General features: G+C 73.5%; 13 protein-coding genes, 2 tRNA genes and 1 riboswitch. Of the genes, 10 read left to right on the top strand and 5 right to left on the bottom strand.

Translation table 11 applies throughout. The annotated features are described in order from the left end of the window. Positions 1 to 39: 39 nt before the first annotated feature. The 5 genes from AB0G32_RS23045 to AB0G32_RS23025 all read left to right on the top strand — a co-directional run bounded on the left by AB0G32_RS23045 (position 40) and on the right by AB0G32_RS23025 (position 5,491). Positions 40 to 591, top strand: a complete 552-nt coding sequence (locus AB0G32_RS23045; protein WP_361166235.1) for a hypothetical protein — start codon at positions 40 to 42, stop codon at positions 589 to 591. A 242-nt stretch (positions 592 to 833) separates the two neighbouring features. Further along, positions 834 to 3,176, top strand: a complete 2,343-nt coding sequence (locus AB0G32_RS23040; protein ID WP_361166232.1) for a DEAD/DEAH box helicase — start codon at positions 834 to 836, stop codon at positions 3,174 to 3,176. Positions 3,177 to 3,337: 161 nt separating this feature from the next. Further along, a complete protein-coding gene (locus AB0G32_RS23035; RefSeq protein WP_361166229.1) occupies positions 3,338 to 4,873 on the top strand; it encodes an amino acid permease in 1,536 nt (511 codons plus the stop codon). 86 nt (positions 4,874 to 4,959) lie between these two features. Beyond that, positions 4,960 to 5,035: transfer RNA gene (locus AB0G32_RS23030), tRNA-Lys, on the top strand. 105 nt (positions 5,036 to 5,140) lie between these two features. After that, the gene (locus AB0G32_RS23025; RefSeq protein WP_361166226.1) at positions 5,141 to 5,491 is read left to right on the top strand and encodes a hypothetical protein; all 351 of its coding nucleotides are present in this window, start codon (positions 5,141 to 5,143) and stop codon (positions 5,489 to 5,491) included. A gap of 35 nt (positions 5,492 to 5,526) precedes the next feature. Here AB0G32_RS23025 and AB0G32_RS23020 read toward each other — a convergent pair whose 3' ends face one another. Both AB0G32_RS23020 and AB0G32_RS23015 read right to left on the bottom strand, forming a co-directional pair. Then, complete coding sequence (locus AB0G32_RS23020; RefSeq protein ID WP_361166223.1) at positions 5,527 to 6,405, bottom strand: glycoside hydrolase family 25 protein; 879 nt, start codon at positions 6,403 to 6,405, stop codon at positions 5,527 to 5,529. A gap of 218 nt (positions 6,406 to 6,623) precedes the next feature. Further along, positions 6,624 to 7,139, bottom strand: coding sequence for a hypothetical protein (locus AB0G32_RS23015; RefSeq protein ID WP_361166220.1), 516 nt, complete (start codon positions 7,137 to 7,139; stop codon positions 6,624 to 6,626). Positions 7,140 to 7,386: 247 nt separating this feature from the next. Here AB0G32_RS23015 and AB0G32_RS23010 point away from each other — a divergent pair, with 247 nt between their 5' ends. The 5 genes from AB0G32_RS23010 (at position 7,387) to AB0G32_RS22990 (ending at position 12,903) form a co-directional block, all read left to right on the top strand. Then, positions 7,387 to 8,517: a dihydrofolate reductase family protein gene (locus tag AB0G32_RS23010; protein WP_361166217.1), complete on the top strand. Its 1,131-nt coding sequence runs from the start codon at positions 7,387 to 7,389 to the stop codon at positions 8,515 to 8,517. Positions 8,518 to 8,726: 209 nt separating this feature from the next. Continuing rightward, positions 8,727 to 9,941, top strand: coding sequence for an alginate lyase family protein (locus AB0G32_RS23005; RefSeq protein ID WP_361166214.1), 1,215 nt, complete (start codon positions 8,727 to 8,729; stop codon positions 9,939 to 9,941). Positions 9,942 to 9,993: 52 nt separating this feature from the next. Continuing rightward, positions 9,994 to 10,067: transfer RNA gene (locus tag AB0G32_RS23000), tRNA-Met, on the top strand. A gap of 166 nt (positions 10,068 to 10,233) precedes the next feature. Then, positions 10,234 to 11,460: a PP2C family protein-serine/threonine phosphatase gene (locus tag AB0G32_RS22995; RefSeq protein ID WP_361166211.1), complete on the top strand. Its 1,227-nt coding sequence runs from the start codon at positions 10,234 to 10,236 to the stop codon at positions 11,458 to 11,460. A gap of 235 nt (positions 11,461 to 11,695) precedes the next feature. Beyond that, a riboswitch (cyclic di-AMP (ydaO/yuaA leader) is annotated at positions 11,696 to 11,853 on the top strand. 12 nt (positions 11,854 to 11,865) lie between these two features. Continuing rightward, a complete protein-coding gene (locus AB0G32_RS22990) occupies positions 11,866 to 12,903 on the top strand; it encodes a M23 family metallopeptidase (RefSeq protein ID WP_361166208.1) in 1,038 nt (345 codons plus the stop codon). Here AB0G32_RS22990 and AB0G32_RS22985 read toward each other — a convergent pair. The 3 genes from AB0G32_RS22985 to lhgO all read right to left on the bottom strand — a co-directional run bounded on the left by AB0G32_RS22985 (position 12,893) and on the right by lhgO (position 16,816). Further along, positions 12,893 to 14,230, bottom strand: coding sequence for a PrsW family intramembrane metalloprotease (locus AB0G32_RS22985; RefSeq protein ID WP_361166205.1), 1,338 nt, complete (start codon positions 14,228 to 14,230; stop codon positions 12,893 to 12,895). The genes AB0G32_RS22990 and AB0G32_RS22985 overlap by 11 nt on opposite strands. A 37-nt stretch (positions 14,231 to 14,267) precedes the next feature. Further along, the gene (trmB, locus tag AB0G32_RS22980; RefSeq protein ID WP_361166202.1) at positions 14,268 to 15,092 is read right to left on the bottom strand and encodes a tRNA (guanosine(46)-N7)-methyltransferase TrmB; all 825 of its coding nucleotides are present in this window, start codon (positions 15,090 to 15,092) and stop codon (positions 14,268 to 14,270) included. A 515-nt stretch (positions 15,093 to 15,607) separates the two neighbouring features. After that, positions 15,608 to 16,816 (bottom strand): L-2-hydroxyglutarate oxidase, encoded by a 1,209-nt coding sequence (lhgO, locus tag AB0G32_RS22975; protein WP_361166199.1) that lies wholly within the window; start codon positions 16,814 to 16,816, stop codon positions 15,608 to 15,610. Positions 16,817 to 16,834: the final 18 nt, after the last annotated feature.

Genomic DNA, 16,834 nt, shown 5'->3' with positions numbered 1-16,834 from the left:
TGGGCACGGCGACTCCTTGACGCCCCGGAGGTGGCCGCCGTGCGCCCCTTGTACGTACCCGTCCGACTGGCGGCCACCGCCGTGGCCGTCGTCGCCGCCGCAGGCTGCATGAGCGTGGGCGGGCACGGGCCGGGCGGGAGCGGCAGGCCCTCGCACTCCGCGGGGGAACGGGGCGCCGAGGCCCCCGACGGCGGCTCGGTGGCGCCGGGCGGCGGCACCGGCGGCGGCGCGGCGGCGGCCGACGGCCGCTCCGGGCCCGGCGCGGACGGCGGCAAGGGCGGCGGGAAGGACGGGCGGGAGGACGGGAAGGGCAAGGACAAGGGGAAGGGCGCGGGTGCCTCGGACGAGGCCACCGAGCCGGGCGCCGGGTCCGCCCCGACGCGGGCCGAGCCGGGCGGGCCGACGCCGCCGCGGCCCGCCGACCCGGAGCCCACCCGCAGTGCCGAGCCCGAGCCGACGCCGCCCGGCGAGCCGCCCGCCTCCCCGACGCCGGAACCGACGGTGGCCGAGCCGTCGTCGTCGGCACACGAGCCGCCGGGACCGCAGTTGGAGCAGCGGGAGCCGGCGCCGCGGGCCGGAGTACCGGCCTGAGGGTGGCGAAAAGGGCTGGTCAGCGCGGGGTGCCCGGCGCGATTTGCCTTCGGGGGTGGGGGGTGCGTATGGTGGTAGATCGTTTGATCCCATTTGCCCGGCGCCAACGCAGAGCGCGCCGTGTGGCGCGTACTCTCTCCCTTGCCGTGGTGGACCGCATAGAGGCGGTCGTATTGCGAATCGCGAATCACGGAGTTGACGGGCGCGTGCCGACGAAAGACTCCGGAAGGTTTCGCATTCGCATGTCCATCGCCAGTACTGATCACGTCGTCGTGCCCGAGAGCACCGAGGACACCACCCCCGCCGCGGAGACCGTAGAGACGTCGGAGACCGCGGAGATCGCGGACACCGCAGAGCTCGTGGAGACCACCGAGGTCGTGGAGCAGGCCGTGGAGGCCGCTTCCGAGCCCTCCGAGCCCTCCGAGCCCTCCGGGCCCACCTTCGCGGACCTCGGTCTGCCCGAGGGCGTCGTGCGCAAGCTCGCGCAGAACGGCGTGACCACCCCCTTCCCGATCCAGGCCGCGACCATCCCGGACGCCCTGGCCGGCAAGGACATCCTCGGCCGCGGCCGCACCGGTTCCGGCAAGACCCTCTCCTTCGGGCTGCCGACCCTGGCCACGCTGTCCGGCGGCCGCACCGAGAAGCACAAGCCGCGCGCCGTCATCCTCACCCCCACCCGTGAGCTGGCCATGCAGGTCGCCGACGCGCTCCAGCCGTACGGCGACGTCCTCGGCCTGAAGATGAAGGTCGTCTGCGGCGGCACCTCCATGGGCAACCAGATCTACGCCCTGGAGCGCGGCGTCGACGTCCTCGTCGCCACCCCGGGCCGGCTGCGGGACATCATCAACCGCGGCGCCTGCTCCCTGGAGAACGTGCGGATCGCCGTACTCGACGAGGCCGACCAGATGTCCGACCTGGGCTTCCTGCCCGAGGTCACCGAACTGCTCGACCAGGTCCCGGCGGGCGGCCAGCGGATGCTGTTCTCCGCGACCATGGAGAACGAGATCAAGACCCTGGTCGACCGGTACCTGAAGGACCCGGCGCTGCACGAGGTCGACGCGGCGCAGGGCGCGGTGACGACCATGTCGCACCACATCCTGGTCGTGAAGCCCAAGGACAAGGCGCCGGTCACCGCGGCCATCGCCTCCCGCAAGGGCCGCACCATCATCTTCGTCCGCACCCAGCTCGGCGCCGACCGCGTCGCCGAGCAGCTGCGCGACGCCGGGGTGAAGGCCGACGCGCTGCACGGCGGCATGACCCAGGGCGCCCGCACCCGGACGCTGGCCGACTTCAAGGACGGTTACGTCAACTGCCTGGTCGCCACCGACGTCGCCGCGCGCGGCATCCACGTCGACGGCATCGACCTGGTCCTGAACGTGGACCCGGCCGGCGACCACAAGGACTACCTGCACCGGGCCGGCCGTACCGCCCGCGCGGGCCGCACCGGCACCGTCGTCTCCCTCTCCCTGCCGCACCAGCGGCGCCAGATCTTCCGGCTGATGGAGGACGCGGGCGTCGACGCCGGGCGGCACATCATCCAGGGCGGCGCGGCCTTCGACCCCGAGGTGGCCGAGATCACCGGCGCCCGGTCGATGACCGAGGTGCAGGCGGAGTCGGCCGGCAACGCGGCCCAGCAGGCCGAGCGCGAGGTCGCCCAGCTCAACAAGGAGCTGGAGCGGGCGCAGCGGCGCGCGAACGAACTGCGCGAGGAGGCGGACCGCCTGGTCGCCCGGGTCGCGCGGGAGCGCGGCGAGGACCCCGCGGCGGCGATCGCCGAGGCGGCGGCCGGGACCGGCGCGGCCACCGAGGTCACGCTGCCGGAGCAGCCGGCGGCGCGGGACGTCGAGCGGATCGAGCGGACCGAGCGGACCGAGCGGACGGAGCGGGCCGAGTCCGGTCCGGCGCCGTACGAGCGGCGTGAGCGGCGCGACGACCGGGGCGGCGACCGCGGCGGTTTCCGTCGTGACGACCGTGGTGACCGTCGTGACGACCGTGGTGGGCGTTCGTTCGAGCGTCGGGACGGCGGCGACCGTGGCGGTTTCCGTCGCGATGACCGGAACGACCGCCGTGACGGTGACCGGGGCGGCTTCCGCCGTGACGACCGTCGTGATGACCGTGGTGGGCGTTCGTTCGAGCGTCGGGACGGCGGTTTCCGTCGCGATGACCGGGGCGACCGCCGTGACGGCGACCGTGGCGGCTTCCGCCGTGACGACCGTGGTGACCGTCGTGACGACCGTGGCGGGCGTTCGTTCGACCGCCGTGACAGCGGCGACCGTGGCGGTTTCCGCCGCGACGACCGCACCGACCGGAACGACCGCACCGACCGCACCGACCGCCGTGACGGCGACCGAGGCGGACGCTCCTTCGAGCGTCGGGACGGCGGCGACCGTGGCGGTTTCCGCCGCGACGACCGCGGTGGCCACCGCGGCAGCGACCGTCCGTTCAACCGTGACCGCCAGGGCGACCGCCCCGGCTACCGTTCGGGCGGCAACGACCGTCCCTACGGCCGCCGTGACGACCACCGCGGTTCGGCGCCCTCCTTCGGCCGCCGTGACGACAAGCCGCGCTGGAAGCGCAACAGCTGACGCACCCCCGGCATGAACGCCGTGGCCCCCACCGACACCGGTGGGGGCCACGGCGTTTTCCTGCGGGTCCACCGGCACGGTCCCGGTCCACCGGCGGCAAGGGCCTGTTCTGGCCAATCCGTTACGTGTGTCCGGTCCGCGGTGTGGGAATCGCTGGGGACATGACAGATGACGCCAGACCGAGTGGGCTCTCGGACGAGGAACGGCTGGCCCAGCTCGGCTACACCCAGGTCCTGGCCCGCCGCATGTCGGCGTTCTCCAACTACGCGGTCTCCTTCACGATCATCTCGGTCCTGTCCGGCTGCCTGACCCTCTATCTCTTCGGCATGAACACCGGCGGCCCGGCGGTGATCACCTGGGGCTGGGTGGCCGTCGGCCTGATGACCCTCCTGGTCGGCCTCGCGATGGCCGAGATCTGCTCCGCGTACCCGACCTCGGCGGGCCTGTACTTCTGGGCACACCGCCTGGCGCCGCCCCGTACGGCCGCCGCCTGGGCGTGGTTCACGGGCTGGTTCAACGTGCTCGGCCAGGTCGCGGTGACCGCGGGCATCGACTTCGGCGCGGCGTCCTTCCTGGGCGCCTACCTGAACCTCCAGTTCGACTTCGAGGTCACCCCCGGCCGCACGGTCCTCCTCTTCGCCGCCATCCTCGCCCTGCACGGCCTGCTCAACACCTTCGGCGTACGCATCGTCGGCCTGCTGAACAGCATCAGCGTGTGGTGGCACGTGGTCGGCGTCGCGGTGATCGTCGGCGCCCTCACCTTCGCGCCCGACCAGCACCGGTCGGCGTCCTTCGTCTTCGGCGAGTTCGTCAACAACACCGGCTGGAGCAGCGGCCCGTACGTCGTGCTGCTGGGCCTCCTGATGGCCCAGTACACCTTCACCGGTTACGACGCCTCCGCCCACATGACGGAGGAGACCCGGGACGCGGCGACGGCCGGCCCGAAGGGCATCGTCCGCTCCATCTGGACCTCGTGGATAGCGGGCTTCGTCCTCCTGCTCGGCTTCACCTTCGCCATCCAGTCCTACGACGGCGCCCTGACCTCCGCCACCGGCGCCCCGCCCGCCCAGATCCTCCTGGACGCGCTCGGCGCCACGGCCGGCAAGCTGCTGCTCCTCGTGGTGATCGGCGCGCAGCTCTTCTGCGGCATGGCCTCGGTGACCGCCAACAGCCGGATGATCTACGCCTTCTCCCGCGACGGCGCGCTGCCCTTCGCCCGCGTCTGGCACACCGTCAGCCCCCGCACCCGCACCCCGGTCGCGGCGGTCTGGCTGGCCGCCGCCGGCGCCCTGGTCCTCGGCCTGCCGTACCTGATCAACGCCACCGCGTACGCGGCGGTCACCTCCATCGCCGTCATCGGCCTCTACATCGCCTACGTCGTCCCGACCCTGCTGCGGGTCCGCAAGGGGGCCGCCTTCCAGCGCGGGCCCTGGCACCTGGGCCGCTGGTCCCAGCCGATCGGTGTGGCGGCGGTGGCGTGGGTCGTGGTCATCACGGTCCTCTTCATGCTCCCCCAGGTCTCCCCGGTCACCTGGGAGACCTTCAACTACGCCCCGGTCGCCGTCCTGGCCGTCCTCGGCTTCGCGGCGACCTGGTGGCTCGCGTCGGCCCGGCACTGGTTCCTCAACCCGGACCACGAACGCACCAGGGCCCGCCTGGCGGCCCGCGCGAACACCCCCGAACCGTCCGATCCCTGACACGACGCGGCGATGCCCCCGATACCCGATCGGCTCCACGGCCACGTGGGGCTATGCTCGGGGTGGCAACATCGGCAACATCGCCTGGGCCCTTAGCTCAATTGGCAGAGCAGTGGACTTTTAATCCATTGGTTGTGGGTTCGAGTCCCACAGGGCCTACCAGGAAGACCCCAGCTCAGTGAGGAACGAGCTGGGGTTCTGCCCTTTCTGTCCAGTTTTTTCTCTCCCAGGTTTTTCAAACGCGCGTGTTCGGGAAAGCGGCACATCATGATGTACGACCAGAATCGCGCTCGGCAGTCGGCGGACCAGCCCCGTGGGGCGGCCGCGCCACGGCCCGCCCCGGGTCCGGCTCCGCTGCTCCCGGCGGAGCGGCGGGACACGATCGCCCGGCGTCTCGGGCGGGCCGTCAACACCTTCCCCGACACTCCGCGGGAGTCCCTGGAGGAGGCCGAGGGCGCCTTCGACGAGGCCGTCGCCGACCTCGTGGCGGCCCTCGCCGAACAGCGCCGCGCCCTCCGCGCGGGCTGGCAGGACGAGGGCTCCGAGACGGAGTCGGCCGAACTCCACCTGGCGCTGCGGCAGTACCGGGAGATCACCCAGCGACTGCTTCGTCTCTGAGCGCCCCGTGACCCGGCCGTTCCGCAGCGCGACGGTCAGGACTCCGCGCCGCCGACCTCGGCATTGGCCACGGCGTCCTGGACGGCGTCCTGGACCGCGGCGACCACGGTGGCGGTGTCGACGTTCTCGCCGAGCAGGCCCGCGAGCTTCTCGACGGTGGCCTGGAGGGCGTTGATCGCTATCTCGGAGCGGCGGGTCACGATCTCGATGTTGCGGAGGGCGGTCGCCGCGGAGATGTACGGGTTCGACTTGGCGGTCGCGCTGTTGGGGTTGGCGATCACCCCGTCGATCTGCAGGACCTTCTTCGCCGTCGTCTCGGCGATTTCCTTGATGTCGGCGTCGGTGAGTGCCACGTCTTCCTCTTCTCCGGCCGCCCACGCGGCCATTGCGGCGCGGCTCGCGAACTGAGCCACGTTGGTGTCCAGGGGGCTGGACGTGTACTGGTGGATCAGCCAGTCGGCCTGGATGGAGGGCCGGCCGGGCCGGCCGTTGTACTGCGCCACCCACAGCCCGTCCCCGGCGTAGCTGGTGGTGTCGCGGGTGGTCCAGTACGACTGCGAGCAGTACAGGAGGACCTTGCGGCCGCCGGCCTTGCCGATCAGGTACTTGAGTGCCTGGTCCTTCTCCGCGCCCGAGACACCGGCTTCCTCCCAGTCCACGGCCAGGAACTCGCCCGCGCGGGCACCGGCCTCGGCGAGGAAGTAGTTCATCTGGGCGGCCATGGAGCTGTTGCCGTTGAGGTAGTGGTAGTGGCCCACCACCCGGCCGTTGTCCCGGGCCCGCTTCACCTGGGCCGCGTGCTTCGGGTTGACGTAGCTCACCCCCTCGGTGGCCTTCACCACCACGAAGTCGTGGCCGGTCAGCGAGTAGGTGGCGCTCTGGTAGTTCGATACGTCGATGCCAGTGATCGTCATTCCGCTCCTCAAGCGGTGATGGGCAGGGCGCGGACCGGACGTCCGGGTCGACGTCCCCAGCGGGGCCGACTCAGTTGTCGCCAGTCGTCGCGCCACCCACCTCATGCCCACCGGCCGCGCCGCAATACCCCTCACTCGCCGTGTCGATGACGACCTGCCGGGTCAGCCCGGACCGACGGAGGAAGGGGGGCCGCGCGGCCCCCGCCCCCCGGGATCCGCTAGACGAACGGCACCGCGTCCGCCGCCGCCGCGTGCCAGTTCGTGGCGACCGGACGGTCGACCAGGACCGTGTCGGGGAGGTCGAGGGTGACGGCGTTCAGCTCGTCGCCCAGGACCGAGAGGTGGATGCGGTCGAACTCGATGCCGTAGTCGTTGTTCGTGGTCTTGGGGCTGATGCCGGCGTACGCGGCCTTGCTGCCGGAGAGGACGATGTCGGCGGAGACGGCCTGCTCGGCGGGGGACACCTCCGTGTCGGCGGACGAGCCGTAGGAGGCCGACGGGTAGACGCCCTCCAGCGTGCAGGTGACGCCCCGCTTGGCCTTGGCGGTGACAAGGTCGTAGCCGCCCGCCTGGGTCTCGGCGGTGACCTTGAAGGTCAGGTCGCCGGTCGTGCAGGCCCGCGGGGCGCTGGCGGCGCCGGCGGTCGTGGTCGCCGTGGCGGTGAGGGCCGCCGCCGCCGCGACGGTGACCAGGACGAGGCGGGCGGCACGGGTGGTGAGACGCGAACGCAGCATCGGTAGCTCCGGATGTCGATGTGTGGTGGCCGGCGGGCTGCCGACCGACCGCAGCTTGTGCCGTGATCCGTCCCGGCCGCCACGGATGCCGGCCACTGCGGGACACTGGAACGCTGGAACGGCCGCTGACCTGTGCGGACGCGGGCATCCTGGAACGGGGCGCAGGGACGGAGGCGGGGCTGCTTCAGACTGGGGCCAAGCCGGTCGTGCCGACCGCCGCGCCGTCGAGCCGTTGAAGGGTCCCCCCATGCCCCACCCGTACGTCCTCCTCTCCGCCGCCGTCTCCCTCGACGGCTACCTGGACGACACGGGCCCCGAGCGCCTGCTGCTCTCCTCCCCGGCCGACTTCGACCGGGTCGACGCGGTACGGGCGTGGGCCGACGCGATCCTCGTGGGCGCCGGCACGATCCGCGCCGACAACCCCCGGCTGCTGGTCAACTCGCCCGAGCGGCGCGCCGCGAGGACGGCGGCCGGAAAGCCGGAGTACCCGCTGAAGGTCACCGTCAGCGGCTCCGGCGACCTCGACCCGGCCGCCGCCTTCTGGCACACGGGAGGGGAGAAGGCGCTGTTCACGACGGAGCGGGGGGCCGAGCTGGCCCGGGGCCGGGGGATCGCCGCCGACGTCGTCCCGCTCGGCGCCGAGCTGCGCTGGCCCGCCGTACTGGAACACCTGTACGGCCGGTACGGCGTACGGCGGCTCATGGTCGAGGGCGGCGGCAGCGTCCACACCCAGCTGCTGCGGGCCGGGCTAGTGGACGAACTGCACCTCGTCCTCGCCCCGCTGCTCGTCGGTGACCCGGCCGCGCCCCGCCTCTTCGGGCCCGGCGACTACCAGCGCGGCCGCCTCCGGCTGGTCGAGACCCGGCGGATCGAGGACGTCGTGCTCATGCGGTACGAGCCCACCGCCCCCGGCACCGGAAGCCACGCGTCCGCCGCCGACCGGCACTGGCTGGCGCTCGCCTGCGAGCTGGCGGCGCGGTGTCCGCCGTCCCGCACGGCGTTCAGCGTCGGCGCGGTCGTGGTCGCCGCCGACGGGACCGAACTGGCCCGCGGTCACTCACGGGAGGGGGACGATCCCGTGGCGCACGCCGAGGAGGCCGCCCTCGCCAAGGTCGGCCCGGCCGATCCGCGGCTCGCCACCGCCACCGTCTACAGCAGCCTGGAGCCGTGCGCCCGGCGCGCCTCCCGGCCCGCGCCCTGCGCCCGGCTCATCCTCGACGCCGGTGTCCGCCGGGTGGTCACCGCCTGGCGGGAGCCCGACACGTTCGTCGCCGGCGCCGACGGCAGCGGGGTGCTGGCCGCCGCCGGGGCGGATGTCGTCGTACTGCCCGAGTACGAGGCACGGGCCAAGGAGCCCAACCGCCACCTCCTCGACTGATCCCCGCCCCCGCCCCCGCCCCGCCCTTGACTGATCCCTGCACCTCCGCCCCGACCGACGACTAATCCCCGCAACCCCCGCCCTCGATCAATGACTGACCCCGTCCCCTCGCCCGACGACTGACCCCGCACCGCCGATCGGCCCAACCCGCCCTGCGCCGCGCGCCCCCCGCGGGCACGCTGCCAGTGATCGACGACGCGGAGGTGGGCATGAGGGCAGTACGCAGGCGGGCGGCGGCGCTGGTGGCGGCGGTCCTTGCCGTGGCGGCCGCTGCCGGGTGCGGTCAGGAGTCCGGCCGGGCGATGGCGCGGGCGCTGCCCGCCGACGCGGAGTTCACCCACCCCGGCGTCCTGGTCAGCCGGGCCCAGCTGGACACCGTACGGAAGAACACCACCGCCGGGCGGCAGCCGTGGCTCAAGGCGTATCTGACCATGCGGGACAGCGCGTACGGGTCGTACCGGCACACCGCGCGGCCGTTCGCCACCGTGCACTGCCCCTCCGGCGAACAGGCCGGCCGGGGGTGCGAGGAGGAGCGCGAGGACGCCATCGCCGCGTACACGCAGGCCCTGCTGTTCGGGGTGACCGGCAAGCGGCAGCACGCGGTCAAGGCCCGGCAGATCATGGACGCCTGGTCCGGGAAGCTGAAGCAGCACACCGGGGCGAACGCCGGGCTCCAGGCCGGATGGACCGCCTCCACCTGGGCGCGGGCCGCCGAACTCGTCCGGCACACCCCGGGCGCCGGCTGGCCGGACGGCCGGGTGCGGCGGTTCGAGCGCATGCTGCGCACCGCGCACCTGCCCCGGCTGACCGAGGAGGTACCCGACCACAACGGCAACTGGGACCTGATCGCCACCGACGGCGCGATCTCGGCCGCCGTCTTCCTGAACGACCACAAGACCTTCGACCACGCCCTGCGCCGGTTCCGGGACCGCGTCCCCGCCTACTTCTACCTGGAGAAGGACGGCGAGCTGCCGTTCACCCCGGCCGGCAGCAGCATCGCCACCCGCGAGCGGCTGGTCGCGTACTGGCACCAGCAGCAGACGTACAAGGACGGCGTCACCCAGGAGACCTGCCGGAACTTCGCGCACGTCGGCTACTCCGTCGCCGCCACCGCGCACATCGCCGAGACCGCCTGGCACCAGGGCGTCGACCTCTACGGCGAGGTCAAGGACCGGCTCCGGGCCACCCTCGCGCTGCACGCCCGGCAGCAGCAGGCGGACACGACGCCGAAGTGGCTGTGCGGGGGAGCGGTGGAACAGAACCTGGGGCCCGATCTGGAGGTCGCCCTCAACCACCTGGAGAACCGGCTCGGCGTCGCCGTGCCCGCCGCGCACAAGCTCGCCGCCAGGACCCGGCCGGCCGGCACCGACGACCTCTTCGTCTCCTGGGAGACCCTCACCCACGCCGAGAACCCCGGGCGCTGAGATACGTGTGCGCGGGCCGCCCCGAACATGGTCTATGCTGGTGACACACCGACGCGGGGTGGAGCAGCTCGGTAGCTCGCTGGGCTCATAACCCAGAGGTCGCAGGTTCAAATCCTGTCCCCGCTACTCAAGGCCGATGGCCGGGTCCCTTTCGAGGGACCCGGCCATCGGTGCGTCCGGGCTCTGTCCCCCTCCGCCACCCGGACGGCCCCCCACCGGTCGCCGCCCGCCCCCGCGCCCGGAACCCTGGACGGGCGGGACGGGAAGCCGAGGCGGTGGCGGGAGGCGAGCGGTGCGGCCTGGTGACGTGGACGAGGGACCGTACGCCAGGGCCGGCGGCCGGCTGCCCGGCGACCCGGTGCCCGACCCGGGCCTCGGCGACGCCCCGGCGCCCGTACCGCCCGCCGGCGGCCGTCGGCGCCGCCGGCTCCGGCGCGGCGGCCGGACGACCCTGGTACGCCTGCTGCCGGTCCTGCTGATCGTCGTCGGTGCCACGTACGACCTGCTCACCCCCCGGTACTTCACCGCGGGCCCGCTCTACACCGCCGCGCCGTTGACCGCCGCCCCGCTCTACTCGCGGCGCGGCACCGTGCTCACCGGGGCGGTCACCGTCGCCGTCGTCATAGGGCTCCAGGTCGGCCTCGGCGTCGCCCACGAGGTCGACTCCATCACCGAGCTGGTCACCATCGCGGTGGTCGCGGTGCTCGCCGTCTTCGTCAACTCCCTGGTCCGCCGCAACGACGCACGGCTCGCCAGCGCCCGCGAGATCGCCGAGGCGGCCCAGCGCGCCGTGCTGCCCGAGCCCGCCGAACGGCTCGGCGGCTTCGAGATCGCCGCCTGCTACGAGGCGGCGCAGGCGGACGCCTTCATCGGCGGCGACCTGTACGCGGTGCAGGACAGCCCGCGCGGCGTACGGATGATCGTCGGGGACGTACGGGGGAAGGGCATGGGCGCGGTCGCGGCCGTCGCCGTCGTGATCGGGGCGTTCCGGGAGGCCGCCGAGCAGGAGTCGACGCTGGAGGCGGTGGCCCAGCGGCTGGAGCGGGCGCTGGCCCGGGAGGGCACCCGGCGCGAGGGCCTGGACGCCTTCGAGGGGTTCACCACCGCCGTCCTCGTCGAACTCCCGCACGGCGACGGGGTGGTCCGGGTCGTCAACCGGGGCCATCCGCCGCCCCTGCTCTGCTACGCCGACGGCAGCCTGCGCACCCTGAGCAGCCGGGACGTGGCGCTGCCGCTCGGCATGGGCGAGCTGGGCGTGTGGCCGGACCGGGCGGAGGAGACCCCGTTCCCCGGCGGCGCCACCCTGCTGCTGTACACCGACGGCGTGACCGAGGCGCGGGACGCCCGGGGCGAGTTCTACGATCCGGTCGCGCGGCTCGGCGGCCGGCGCTTCCGGCGCCCCGGCGACCTGCTGGACGTCCTCGCCGCGGACGTACGGCGGCACTCCGGGGGCGGCATGGCGGACGACATGGCCCTGCTCGCCGTACGCAGGCCGGGACACGACGGTCACGAACGGTGACGGCGTGACCCCCCTCCGCATAACAACTGATACACCGTCAGGTTTAAAGCCGGGCGCGAGGTGGTGGTGCTGGGCGCTGAGGGGCGGTCAACTCGCCCCGATTTCGCCGCTCGTGCGGCCTTGGTTCCGGGCGGAAAGCTTAATGATCAAGAGGAACGGCTTGGAAAGAGTGGCCCGCTTCTATTAACGTTCGATAACGCAGCGCGGTCGTCCCAGCCGTCACAGAAGGCGGCTCCGTGCGCACGCGCCGAATCCCGTAAGGGAACCGGGGAACCACCACCTTGGGGTGAATCGGGCGTATCCGACCGTGGAGACACGGCCCGTATACGCGCGTAGGAGACCTTCCCGCTCCGAACCCGTCAGCTAACCCGGTAGGCGGAGACGGAAGGAAAGGAGCACGCCCACGTGGCGTCCAACCGGCCTGCCCCCGAGGCCCCGCTCATGCCGAACCAGCCCGGCCCCGAGACCTTCGGCTACGGCGCCTTCCGCCCCGACGAGGGCCCGTTCGAGGAGTGGAACCCCACCGCGGACACCGTCCGTCCGGTGCGCGGCAAGCACCGGGTCGCCAAGCAGCGCGGCGGACTGGCCCGCAGCTCCACCGTCCTCGGCGTCGGTGTCATAGCCGCCGTCGGCGCCGGCGGCATGGCCAGCGCGCAGACCGGCAAGCCGCCGGTGTCGATCTCCATGCCGGACCTGCCGTCCGTCGGCTCGATCATCTCGGACGACGAGGAGCAGGCGGACGAGGGCTCGGCCACGCCGCTCAGCGGCATCGTCTCCGTCGCCGCCGAGGACGACACCGAGCAGACCTCCACCGCCGGCCAGGCGCTGGTCGGCCGGATCATGGCGCAGGCCGAGCAGCAGCAGAACCAGGTCGAGACCAAGGCCGCCGAAGAAGCTGCGGCGGCCGCCGAGAAGAAGGCCGCCGCGGCCGCCGCCGAGGCCGAGAAGGCGGCCGAGGCCAAGGCCGCCGCCGCCAAGAAGAAGGCGGAGGAGGCGGCCAAGAAGAAGGCCGAGGCGGAGCGGCTCGCCGAGCTGGCCAAGCAGTACGCGCTGCCGACCTCCTCGTACACCATCACCTCCACCTTCGGGCAGGCCGGCGCCTACTGGTCCTCCGGCTACCACACCGGCCTCGACTTCGCCGCCCCCACCGGTACCCTCATCAAGGCCGTGCACACCGGCACCATCACCGAGGCGGGCTGGGCCGGCTCCTACGGCTACCGCACGATCCTCACCCTCGACGACGGCACCGAGCTGTGGTTCTGCCACCAGTCCTCGATCAGCGTCAGCGTCGGCCAGCAGGTCAACACGGGTGACGTCATCGGCCGGGTCGGCGCCACCGGCAACGTCACCGGCGCCCACCTCCACCTCGAGGTCCACCCGGACGGCGCCGCCTCCGGCATCGACCCGATGGCCTGGCTTCAGAGCAAGGGCCTCAACCCCTGACCCCGGCCGCCGCCTGATACTCCGGCGGGTAGGGCTGGTACGGCGGGTAGGGCTGATACGGCCGGTACGGCTGGTAGGACTGAAACGGCTGGTACGGGGTCCAGGGCAGCGCCACCGGGACCGGTGGTGCCGTGGTCCGGGCCGCGTGGTCCAGCGCCGGGCGGGCCGTCTCCCGGCGGCGCCACAGCTCGTGCAGCAGCTCCCGCTCCCGTGCGGCGAAACCGGCGCCGGCCCGGCCGCGGTGCGCCCGGTGCCGCAGGAACGCCAGTTCGGTGGCGGACGCCTGGTACTCCGCGACCGTCCGGGCCGCCGCCTTCCCGGCATGCCGGCGGGCGTGCGCCCGGGCCAGGCGCCGGGCCCGCATCGAGCCGAGCGCGTACGGCTCCGCCGGGGTCAGCCAGCCGGCTGCCGCGTAGACCGGCAGCTCGGCGCGGACGGTGGCCAGTTCGCGGTGCCGGGACCAGATGGCCAGCCAGGTCAGCAGGCCGAACACCGGTGCCATGAACGCCGCGTACACGGCGAAGAAGCCGTACTCGCCGAAGGCCGAGGAGCCGTTCCACAGCGCGTGCGTGCCCATCGCCAGCAGCAGACCGGACAGCGGGAACAGGGCGGGCCGGGCCCGGCGGCCCGCGCCGCGCGGCGCGGCGCGGCCGAAGCCGAGGCCGGTGAGCACCGTGAACAGCGGGTGCGCGAACGGCGACATGACGATCCGGACGAAGAACGTCGCCGCGGTGACGGAGGCGATGCCGCTGTCGCCGGTGAGGCGGTCGGTGCCGAACGCGTTGCCCAGGTAGAGGATGTTCTCGGTGAACGCGAAGCCGGTGGCGGTGACGCCGGCGATCACCACACCGTCCAGCAGGCGGGTGAAGTCCCGTCTGCGGAAGAGGAAGACCAGCAGCACGGCGGCGGCTTTCGCGGACTCCTCCACCACCGGGGCTATCACCGTGGTGCCCCAGGTGTCCGCGCCGGCCGGATCGGCGGTGGCCGTCGCTATCCAGCGGGTCGCGAAGGTGTTGGCGACGATGGCGATCAGCGCCGCCGCGCAGGCCCCCCAGGCGAAGCAGAACACCTGGTTGCGCCAGGGGCCCGGGGCCACCCGGTCCAGCCAGCGGAAGGCGCCGAGCAGTACCGGTACGGGCAGTAGGGCGAGGCCGAGACCGACCAGGAAGCCCTCGGTGCCGGTCTGTTCGCGCACCAGCGCCAGGATGACCAGACCGCAGAGCGCGAGCAGGGCGGTCAGGGCGCCGCGGCGCACCTGGCGGCGCTGCCACCAGCGGGGGGCACCGCAGGGGGGCGGGGCCGGCGGGGGCGGGTTACTGGTGGCCACGGCATCGATCCTGACGAGACGGGGCGACGCCCGGGCTTCAGGCGCCGGTGGGGGGCTGGTCCTGGTGCCGATGCTGCACCTGGTGCGGTACGCGGCGGAAGAGCAGGTCGTTCACCACATGTCCCTTGTCCAGTCCCTGGCCCTCGAAACGGGTCAGCGGACGGTGCGCGGGACGGGGCGCGAAACCGCCGCCGGGCGCGGTGTTCTCGAACGCCGGGTGCCCGGTGAGCGCCTCCAGCATCCACTGCGCGTACGGCTCCCAGTCGGTGGCGCAGTGCAGCACCGCGCCGGGTCGCAGCCGGGCCGCGGCCAGGTCCAGGAACTCCGGCTGGATCAGCCGCCGTTTGTGGTGCCGCTTCTTGGGCCACGGGTCGGGGAAGTAGACGCGCAGGCCGGACAGGGCGTCCGGGGCGATCATCTCGCGCAGCAGGATGACCGCGTCGCCGTTGCCCACCCGGACGTTGGTCAGCCCCTTCTGCTCGGCCAGTGCCAGCAGGTGGCCCTGGCCGGGGGTGTGCACGTCGACGGCGAGCACGTTGGTGCCCGGGTCGGCGGCGGCCATCTCGGCGGTGGCCTCGCCCATGCCGAAGCCGACCTCCAGGACCACCGGGCGGTCGTCGCCGAACAGTTCGGCGAGGTCCAGCACCCGCTGCCCGTCGATGTCCAGTCCCCAGGCGGGCCACAGCCGCTGGAGGGCGTCCGCCTGCCCGGCGGTGACCCGGCTGCGGCGGGGCTGGAAGCTGCGGATCCGCCGCTCGAAGTGGTCACCGGCGGGATCGGCCCGGGGACCGTCCGGGAAACGGGGCTCACCCTTGCGGCGGGGCGGCCGGGGAGCTGCGGGGGTGGGGTGCGAATCAGACACAGTGGGATCGATTTTACGGGGGTGCGGGCCGGGCAGCGGCGGACGGGGCGGGGCGGCCCGCCCGCGTGACCGGGAGCGGGCGGCCAGGGGCCGCTCCCAGTGGGTCGGGTGAGTCCGGGGGCGGGTGGGTCCGGGGGCGGGTGGGTCCGAGGGGGTCGGGTGAGTCCGAGCGGGTTGGATCGGTCCCAGCGGGTCGGGTCGGTCTCGCCGGGGTCGGGCCATGGTCGGGTCGGGTCGGTTCGAGGGAGGGGGCGGGTCGGTCCTGCCGAGCTCGGGTGGGTCCGAGGGGGCTCCGGGGGCTGACGAGCGGGCTCCGGTGGGTCAGGGGGGCAGACCGGTCCTGCCGGGCTCCGATGGGTCCGAGGGGGCTCCGGCGGGTCCCAGGGGACTCCAGCGGGTCCGAGGAGGCTCCGGCGGGCCCGAGGGGGGGGGCACGCCGGTCCGAGGGGGGCAGGCCGGTCCGAGGGGGGCACGCCGGTCCCGCCCGGCTCAGGGCAGGGTCGGTCCTGCCGGACTCAGGCAGGTCCGAGCGCCGTGAGGGCGCGGTGGGCGACCTCGCGGCCGATGGGCAGCGCGGCGGTGGCGGCCGGGGACGGCGCGTTCAGGACGTGGACCGCGCGCGGTGTCTCCCGGATCAGGAAGTCGTCGGCCAGAGTGCCGTCCCGCAGCACCGCCTGGGCCCGGACCCCGGCCGGCGCCGGCACCAGGTCGTCCTCCGTCACCGCGGGCAGCAGCCGCCGCACCGCCGCGGTGAACGCCGCCTTGGACAGCGACCGGCGCAGCTCTCCCCCGCCGTAGCGCCAGTGTCTGCGGGCTATGTGCCAGGAGCCCGGCCAGGCCAGGGTGGTGGCCAGCTCGCGCGGCCGGACCGTGCCCCAGCCGTACCCCTCGCGGGCCAGGGCCGGCACCGCGTTGGGGCCGAGGTGGACGCTGCCGTCGATGCCGCGGGTGAGGTGCACGCCGAGGAACGGGAACGCCGGGTCGGGCACCGGATAGACCAGGCCGCGCACCAGCTCCGGGCGGCCCAGCTCGTAGTACTCGCCGCGGAAGGGGACGATCCGCATCCCCGGGTCGTCGCCGGTCAGCCGGGCGACCGCGTCGCAGTGCAGCCCGGCGCAGTTGACCAGGACCCGGCCGCGGACCACGTCCCCGGCCCGGGTGCGCACGGCGACGCCGAGCTCCGGGCGCCGGTCCACCCGCAGCACCTGCGTGCCGTACCGGATCTCCGCGCCGGACGCCTGCGCGAGCTGCCGGGCGACGGCGACGTAGTCGCAGACGCCGGTGGTGGCGACGTGTATGGCGGCCAGGCCCCGCACCTCAGGCTCGTACTCGGCGATCTGGGCCGGGCCCAGCTCCCGTACCGGTATGCCGTTCTCCCGGCCGCGCTGGACCAGGGCGTGCAGCCGGGGCAGCTCGGCGCGGTCGGTGGCGACGATCAGCTTGCCGGTGACGGCGTGCGCGATGCCGTACTCGGCGCAGAACTTGACCATCTCGGTGGCGCCCCGCACCGCGAACCGGGCCTTCAGCGAGCCGGGGCGGTAATAGACACCGCTGTGGATCACGCCGCTGTTGCGGCCGGTCTGGTGGCGGGCCGGGCCCGGCTCCTTCTCCAGGACCGTGACCCTGGTGCCGGGCGCGGCGCGCGAGATCGCGTACGCCGTCGACAGGCCGACGATCCCGCCGCCGATCACCAGCACGTCGCAGTCGTACGCGTATGCGCTCATCGGTCGCACCATCGGTCG

Source organism: Streptomyces sp. NPDC023723 (assembly GCF_040639815.1).
Taxonomy (GTDB): Bacteria; Actinomycetota; Actinomycetes; order Streptomycetales; family Streptomycetaceae; genus Streptomyces.
Note: the sequence above shows the minus strand (reverse complement) of the source record. Positions and strands in the feature narration are given on the sequence as shown.

Bases quoted from the DNA above. Each gene is read 5' to 3' on its own strand.
- AB0G32_RS23025 (WP_361166226.1), top strand. From the start codon at position 5,141: ATGATGTACGACCAGAATCGCGCTCGGCAGTCGGCGGACCAGCCCCGT.
- AB0G32_RS23010 (WP_361166217.1), top strand. From the start codon at position 7,387: ATGCCCCACCCGTACGTCCTCCTCTCCGCCGCCGTCTCCCTCGACGGC.
- AB0G32_RS23040 (WP_361166232.1), top strand. From the start codon at position 834: ATGTCCATCGCCAGTACTGATCACGTCGTCGTGCCCGAGAGCACCGAG.
- AB0G32_RS23035 (WP_361166229.1), top strand. From the start codon at position 3,338: ATGACAGATGACGCCAGACCGAGTGGGCTCTCGGACGAGGAACGGCTG.
- AB0G32_RS23015 (WP_361166220.1), bottom strand. From the start codon at position 7,139: ATGCTGCGTTCGCGTCTCACCACCCGTGCCGCCCGCCTCGTCCTGGTC.
- lhgO (WP_361166199.1), bottom strand. From the start codon at position 16,816: ATGAGCGCATACGCGTACGACTGCGACGTGCTGGTGATCGGCGGCGGG.
- AB0G32_RS23005 (WP_361166214.1), top strand. From the start codon at position 8,727: ATGAGGGCAGTACGCAGGCGGGCGGCGGCGCTGGTGGCGGCGGTCCTT.
- AB0G32_RS23020 (WP_361166223.1), bottom strand. From the start codon at position 6,405: ATGACGATCACTGGCATCGACGTATCGAACTACCAGAGCGCCACCTAC.